The organism is Methylophaga sp. UBA1464 (assembly GCF_002325665.1).
Lineage (GTDB): Bacteria > Pseudomonadota > Gammaproteobacteria > Nitrosococcales > Methylophagaceae > Methylophaga.
In genome coordinates, this window is the sequence record NZ_DCSO01000106.1 from 8,535 (window position 1) to 15,933 (window position 7,399).

General features: G+C 43.0%; 6 protein-coding genes. All 6 read left to right on the forward strand.

What is annotated here, in order from left to right; all coding sequences use genetic code 11:
- Positions 1-876, forward strand: an 876-nt coding sequence (locus B3O33_RS14320; protein WP_292363859.1) for an HlyC/CorC family transporter, incomplete at its 5' end; no start/stop codon positions are given.
- Positions 877-964: 88 nt separating this feature from the next.
- Positions 965-2,806, forward strand: a complete 1,842-nt coding sequence (locus B3O33_RS14325) for a hypothetical protein (RefSeq protein WP_292363860.1) — start codon at positions 965-967, stop codon at positions 2,804-2,806.
- Between the two features lie 58 nt (positions 2,807-2,864).
- Positions 2,865-5,333 (forward strand): AsmA family protein, encoded by a 2,469-nt coding sequence (locus tag B3O33_RS14330; RefSeq protein ID WP_292361450.1) that lies wholly within the window; start codon positions 2,865-2,867, stop codon positions 5,331-5,333.
- A gap of 52 nt (positions 5,334-5,385) precedes the next feature.
- Positions 5,386-6,435, forward strand: a complete 1,050-nt coding sequence (gene mutY / locus B3O33_RS14335) for an A/G-specific adenine glycosylase (protein ID WP_339612300.1) — start codon at positions 5,386-5,388, stop codon at positions 6,433-6,435.
- On the forward strand, positions 6,432-6,698 hold the full coding sequence (locus tag B3O33_RS14340) for an oxidative damage protection protein (RefSeq protein WP_292361449.1): 267 nt from the start codon (positions 6,432-6,434) through the stop codon (positions 6,696-6,698). The genes mutY and B3O33_RS14340 overlap by 4 nt, the downstream gene beginning before the upstream one ends.
- 307 nt (positions 6,699-7,005) lie before the next feature.
- Positions 7,006-7,215, forward strand: coding sequence for a cold-shock protein (locus B3O33_RS14345; RefSeq protein ID WP_069295769.1), 210 nt, complete (start codon positions 7,006-7,008; stop codon positions 7,213-7,215).
- Positions 7,216-7,399: the final 184 nt, after the last annotated feature.

Below are 7,399 nucleotides of genomic sequence, written 5' to 3' on the forward strand. Positions count from 1 at the left end.
AAGTTCATCCTTTACCCTTTAGTGTGGTTTACCAGCATTATTACCAATCGTTTGCTGCGCTTGTTTGGTGTTTCTCGTGAAGATGCAACCTCAACAGCCATTAACATAGAAGAATTGCGGGTGGCTCTAATGGAAGCCGGCAGCATGATTCCAAACCGCCATAAAGATATGTTGATGAGTATTCTGGATCTGGAGCAGGTTACGGTAAACGATGTAATGGTCCCGCGTAATGAAATTGAAGGCATCGATATCAATCAGCCATTTGCTGAAATCGTTAAACAACTTTCCCATTGCGGGTATACCAGACTGCCCGTCTATCGTGACAGTATGGATAATATCGTTGGCATTTTGCATGTTCGTAAAGCACTGAATCTTATGACTCAGGACAACCTGAATCTACAAACGTTTGAGAGCATTGTTAAAGAAGCTTATTTCGTTCCAGAAGACACGCCTCTCAATACCCAATTGATTCAGTTTCAACGTAAACTGCGCCGCACCGGTCTGGTGGTAGATGAATATGGTGACTTATTAGGTTTGATCACACTGGAGGATATCTTCAGAGAAATTGTCGGTGAATTTACCGCCAATACCATTGATGATGAAAAAGAAATTCATCCTCAGAGTGATGGAAGTTATCTGATAAATGGTTCGGCAACTATCCGCGAATTGAATCGAACATTGGATTGGGGCCTGCCAACGGATGGGCCCAAAACCATCAACGGTCTGGTTTTGGAATATCTGGAAAGTATTCCTGATCCCGGGGTAAGTTTACGTATTAACGATTATATTATCGAGGTCATTCAAACCGCAGACAATGCCATCAGAACGGTTCGGCTTCGTCAGCTGCAGCCTTCTTCAGAGGCGGAGCAAAGTTAAATTGGCTAATCTGCGGATACGATGCTTCGGCTTCACAGATGCAGATCATCAACAGCTGCAGGCCTTATTATCGCAGTACAATTCATCGTTGAATTACCAATGGCAAATCAGCCGATTAGGACATGCCGTTTTATATTTTTACAATATCGACAATGCCGAAGGTTTAAAAGCCTGGCAACATCGGGATATCAACCTGCTTAATATTTACTGTAGCCGGCGTAAAATCAATCATGAAAAAAATCTGCTGCAGATAAAATTACCGTTAACCAGTAGTAATTTATTTTCTGTCTTCGCTTTTGCTGAAAGACATTTTGCCCAATCAACTAAATTATCAGCTAAAGGTTTTCATTTTCTGCAATCCCCTGCCAAAGTAATCAATCCCCGATTATTCAGCATGTGGCTGGGCACCAAATTGCTGGGAACACAGGCGAAGCCTGCAGCAGATCTTCCTAAACTGCATTTACTGACCTCGGTGGTGAGCAGTGAGCAACGCGGAGATATCATTACCGATCCTGTCCTGTTGAAAACCTGGTTATCTCAGCTTACAGATGATCTGCCGCAACGACTGTCCATCCTGCTGGCCAACTTACAATCCATTAAACAACAGCATATTTCCGAAAGCCGGCAGATTAACCTGCTCGATGTTTATTACCTCGAGCTTAAACGACTTTTATTAAGCCGTGACAGTAAAATTATTGCTGCCGAGTCCAGCCTGAAAAGACCCACACCAAAAAACCTGTTTAACTTTAGCCAAACTTTGCGTTGTCTGGCCGAGTTATATTTCACTTTGGCGGACAAACACTATCAACGTGGTGAACGTCCGGCCGATCAGACCCGATTTCTGTTTTGTTTAAACCGCGGCAGTGAGCTAATTGCCTTACAAATTTTGCATGCCACTGTTCATTATCGAACCGCGGCGAAAGATTGCTGGTTACAGTTAAATCAACTGTTAATTTACCTTGAGAAAGCCAAAGCTCTGGATCTTAAACCTGAAATATCGCCGCTGGTCAGCAGTGATAGCTTTGCACATATATATAAGCTCATTGCGTTAACGGTTATTGCCGACCCCTACAGCCTGTCGAAACATTCTGTCATACGCCTGTATTCAATGCTTTCAGAAGTGGTTAATAAAGTTTTGATTACTGATATTCCGCCACAACAGCAAGTTCTGGAGAATGCCTTTTTATTAACCGGCTTTTTCTGTATTGAAGCAGAGACAGATCAAGCCCCGAAGGCCATGTCAAAAACACCACAACTAATACGTCAGATACCTGATAACCGCATGTTACAGACTCAGGACGTGTTAACCATTCTCGGGCAAAAACTTATACCAATAAATAAGCAGGAAAACAGGTTGGATTTACTGCTGATTCGACAGGTTATGCCCCAACTGGCAGCCAGTTATCAACGACAGTCTCCCAGAAAACAGTTAATCGAATCTGGTTCTGTTGAACTGGTTCACGGGTATGCAGCCATTGTTAACTTTCTGAATGGGGCAGCCTCACCCAGTATGAAAACGATGGTATTAAATAACTCTGAACATGGCAGCTTACTGCTGATTACCGAATGCAACGATAATATTGATGTAAACGAACTGGTTTTGCTTAAAATGCAAAACTCACTGCAACTGGCCACCATTTGCTGGTTTTGCAATGATTGGCAGAATAATGCCCAGGCTGGTCTCAGCTTAATCGACGGTACGCCGGAAATTGCGACCTGTCAGCCTAAGTCCGGAAATCTTGTATATCCTGCATTACAATTAAATACTCAAATTCCAGCACTTATAACCCAGAAAGGTGTCTTTAGCCCTAAACGGCAGTTAACTGTATTTAATGCCAAAGGTGATCCTCTCAACGTGGAAACCAAGGATGTTTATTCGGCCACACTGGATTATGAACGCTTCACCTATATCATTAAAGCCGGTTCATAAACGTCGTCAAATGGCTTATCATCATTGTAATACACCCATCTAAGTACAGGATCAAAGCATGCGCACCTTTATCAAACTGATTATCGCAATCATCATCATCGCTATCGCTGCTCTCGCAGCACTTCCGTTTATCATTGATCCTAATGACTATAAAGACGAAATTGCGGCACAGGTTGAAAAAGCCACAGGTCGTAAATTGACCTTACAGGGAGATATAGGCTTATCTGTCTTCCCCTGGATAGCACTGGAGCTTGGTCCTTTATCTCTTAGTAATGCCAGTGGCTTTAAGGCTGAATCATTCGCCAGCGTCCAGGCGGCTGAAATTCGTATTAAACTGATGCCTTTATTGAAAAAGCAACTGGAAATGGACACAATTGTTCTGGATGGTTTGTTATTGAATCTGGAAACAAATGAACAAGGTGTGACCAACTGGGATGATCTGACAAAGGCGGATGAGATCTCAGATGATGCGACCGCCACTACTTCTGAAAGTCCTTCAACTGAACCTTCGGGTGGACTGGCTGCAATCAGTATCGCAGGGGTTAAATTGACTAATGCCAATGTATTGTGGTCAGACGCCAGTAAAGATGAAAATTTTCAACTGCGTAATCTCAATCTTGATACTGATCCTCTGGTTCCCGGACAACCAACCGCTTTAACAACATCGTTTGACCTTATCAGCAGTAAGCCTGAAGTCAAGGCCCATATCAAACTCGACAGCAAGGTCATCGTTGATTTAGAAAACCAGATATATGCATTGGAATCACTCAAATTCAACACGGTAGCCAATAGCTCTGCTATGCCGTTACAACAGGCTAATCTGGATCTTCAAGCCGATATTAACGCAAATATGGCCAGTGAACTGGTAACAATCAATAATTTGAAATTGGATTTACAGGCGACCGGTTCAGATCAAAAAATCAATGCCAGTGTTAATGGATTAATCGAAGCCAATCTGGGCAGCCAGCAGCATCGCATTACTAATCTGGCGATCACTGCAGACATCGAAGATGAAAAACTGCCAGGCGGCAAAGCCAAACTGGAAGTAAACAGCAATATTATTGCCAATCTGGCAGATGAAACCTTTCAAGCCAATGACCTCGTTATAAAACTAGCCGATCTGACAATGAGTGGCCGGTTGCAAGGCGACAGGATTTTGTCGGATGATCTGGCTTTTAATGGCAATGTACAGGTCAAACCGTTCAATTTACGTAAATTAGCTAACGATTTAAAAATTGAATTACCGGAAATGGCAGATAACACCACACTGGAACTGGTTCAGTTGAGCAGTGAAATCAGCGGCAGTAAAAATTCCATTAATGCCAAAGATTTACAACTGACACTTGACCAAAGCCAATTTGCTGGTCAATTTGGTATCAGTAATTTTGAAAAGCCGGCCTATACATTTAACCTGACATTGGATCAGATTGATGCCGATCGCTACTTACCACCGGCTAAAGAAGACAAAGAAAATACAGCCAAAGAAGTTGCTACACCATCCACTGCCGCCACAGGTGGTGCAAGTGAATTACCATTAGAGACATTGCGGGATATCAATGCCAAAGGCAGCTTCAAAATCGGCAAACTTAAAGCCAGCGGTATCAGTAGCGAAAATATACTCATTACGATTGATGCCAAAGACGGGTTGATTAAACTCAGTCCTTTAGCGGCAGATCTCTATATGGGAAAGTATCAGGGTAATGTCAGCCTGGATGCCCGTGCAGACAGCCTGAAACTGGCTGTAGATGAAAACCTGCAAGGTGTGCAGGCTGGGCCTTTATTAAAAGATCTGACCGGTAATGATCGTATTTCTGGAACCGCCAATGCCAGTGTAAAGCTTAATGGCAGTGGTAAGGATGTTGATGCCATTAAACAAAGCCTGGATGGCAACGGCGCATTTTCCTTTACTGATGGCGCATTGAAAGGCATTAATATTGCTGAAGCCATTCGTCAGGCTAAAGCACTGCTTTCCGGTCAGAAAGCTGCTGAGTCTAATGAACCGGTACAAACTGATTTCAGCAGTCTAAAAGGCACATTTACAGCAAAGCAAGGTATTGTTAATAATCAGGATCTTGAATTGATGTCGCCATTGTTACGCGTCACTGGTGCGGGCGATATTGATATTCCAAGAGAGGTCATTGATTATGCGGTTCGCGTTTCGATCGTGGGAACTGCTGAAGGCCAGGGGGGCAAAACACTGGAAGATCTTAAAGGTCTGACCATTCCGGTAAAAATTACGGGTAGTTTTGACAATCCAAGACCAAAAGTTGATATGGCCTCGGTTATCAAAGACCAGGCCACTGGTGAAGTAAAAGCCAAAGCCGAAGAAAAACTTAAGGAAAAGCTGGGCGACGGGCTTGGCGGTTTGCTTGGTGGTAAGCTCGGTATTGAATCTAAATCTGACGCCTCTTCAGAGCCCGTTGAAGAATCAGCAACAGAAGAAAAAACATCCGAAGAAGCGCCTGAAAAGGAATCTTCACCATCAACAGAAGACCTGCTGAAAGAAAAACTCAAGGGTTTATTCTAATCAATGACAAACTAAAGGCCGTGCTCATTCCGGAACACGGCCTGATTCTATTTTGACTTCAAGCACTTTCAGTGACCGTTTATTAGCGTGGTATGACCAACATGGTCGTAAGGATTTACCGTGGCAGCAAAATGCCTCGGCTTATCATATCTGGCTTTCGGAAGTGATGTTGCAGCAGACTCAGGTTGCTACGGTCATCCCCTATTATCAGCGTTTTATTGAGAAATTCCCGCATATTGATGCCCTGGCTGACGCACATGTCGATGACGTTCTGAGTCTCTGGTCAGGACTGGGTTATTATGCTCGTGGTCGTAACCTGCATAAAGCCGCCATTCAGATGCAACAACAGCATAATTCTCAGGTGCCTGAGGATTTTCAGTCATTGTTACATTTGCCGGGAATCGGGCGTTCTACAGCAGGGGCTATTATGGCACTTGCTTTTCATCAGCGTTTCCCGATTCTTGACGGTAATGTAAAACGGGTACTGGCACGATATGATGCGAGCAACATCTGGCCAGGAGAAAAACACGCTGAAACAGCCATGTGGCAACGCGCAGAAGAGTTATTACCCTCAACGCGAATTGCTAATTACATTCAGGCACAAATGGATTTAGGCGCAACCCTGTGTACTCGCAGTCGCCCGGACTGCCAAAGATGTCCACTAATAACCGATTGCCAGGCCTACGCTTCCGGTGACCCCACATTATTCCCAGTCCGTAAAACCAAAAAGCAGCAACCTGTACGTCAAACTAATTGGTATATATACATTCATCAGGATAACCACATATTACTGGAACAACGTCCACAAAGTGGCATCTGGGGTGGTTTGTGGAGCTTTCCTGAAGCCGCGGCTCAAGTAGCAGATAACATTCTGCCGGTAAAAAATGCTGTCTTTCAATCATCAATGCCTGAAATCAAGCATGTTTTCAGTCATTTCAAATTAACGATCCACCCCCATATTTTCACTGCAGATCCCATTAATATAGTTGCTGAGAATAATCAGCATATCTGGGTTAAAATAGACAAGGCGTTAACACTGGGCTTACCCGCCCCGGTTAAACAATTAATTGAATTCTTATCATCAACCGAGAGGATGCTATGACACGTACCGTGCATTGTGTAAAACTCAACAAAGAAGCAGAAGCACTCGACTTTCCACCTTATCCCGGCGATCTGGGCAAAAAAATCTATGAGACCGTCTCTAAAGAAGCCTGGCAAATGTGGATAGCACATCAAACTATGCTGATAAATGAATATCGTTTATCTCTTGCAGATCCGAAATCCCAGGCTTTTTTAAAAACCGAACTGGAAAAGTTTTTCTATGGAGAAGGTTCTGAAACGCCAGCTGATTTCAAACCGGTTTAAGCTGAAATTTGAGGGAAGTCGCGCATTTTAACTGTGCACGCAGTTTGAAATTTGCCAATCTACATTTTCATTAATGCCAGTTAACCAGAACGATAAAATCCTTATAAATTCATATATTTCAATAAATTACAGTTTTTTTTGCCGTTTTTACAGCTAATTTTAACCCTAAAAAAAAATTGTAAACTCCAAAATAAATGTGACTTTTTGTTAAATTTTGGGCGTACAATGCGATTAACCCCTTTTTAAGGGGTAGTGTAAGCTGACTTAGGAGTTAAGTTAGCAGAAGATTTAAGATATTGAGGTTGATATGGCAGAGCAAGTTACAGGTACAGTGAAATGGTTCAATGACGCAAAAGGATTCGGTTTTATTGAACGCGCCGATGGTCCGGATGTTTTTGTACATCACAGCGCGATTAAATCAGATGGTTTCAGAACTCTGAAAGAAGGCCAATCTGTCACGATGGAAGTGACACAAGGTCAGAAAGGTCCACAAGCGGAAAACGTTGTCCCTAGCTGATAACACGATCCGATACAGAAATGAAAAGCCGGTTAAACTTTTAGCCGGCTTTTTTTTGTTCGTTATTCTAAAACTGGCATAAAAGATGGCTTGACGCTTATTGAGTCATACAGGCACTATCAAAGTTTAGGTCTGATGATCTTTTTGCCTTTGTTATGAATTGAAAAACGTCACGCAATGCGCG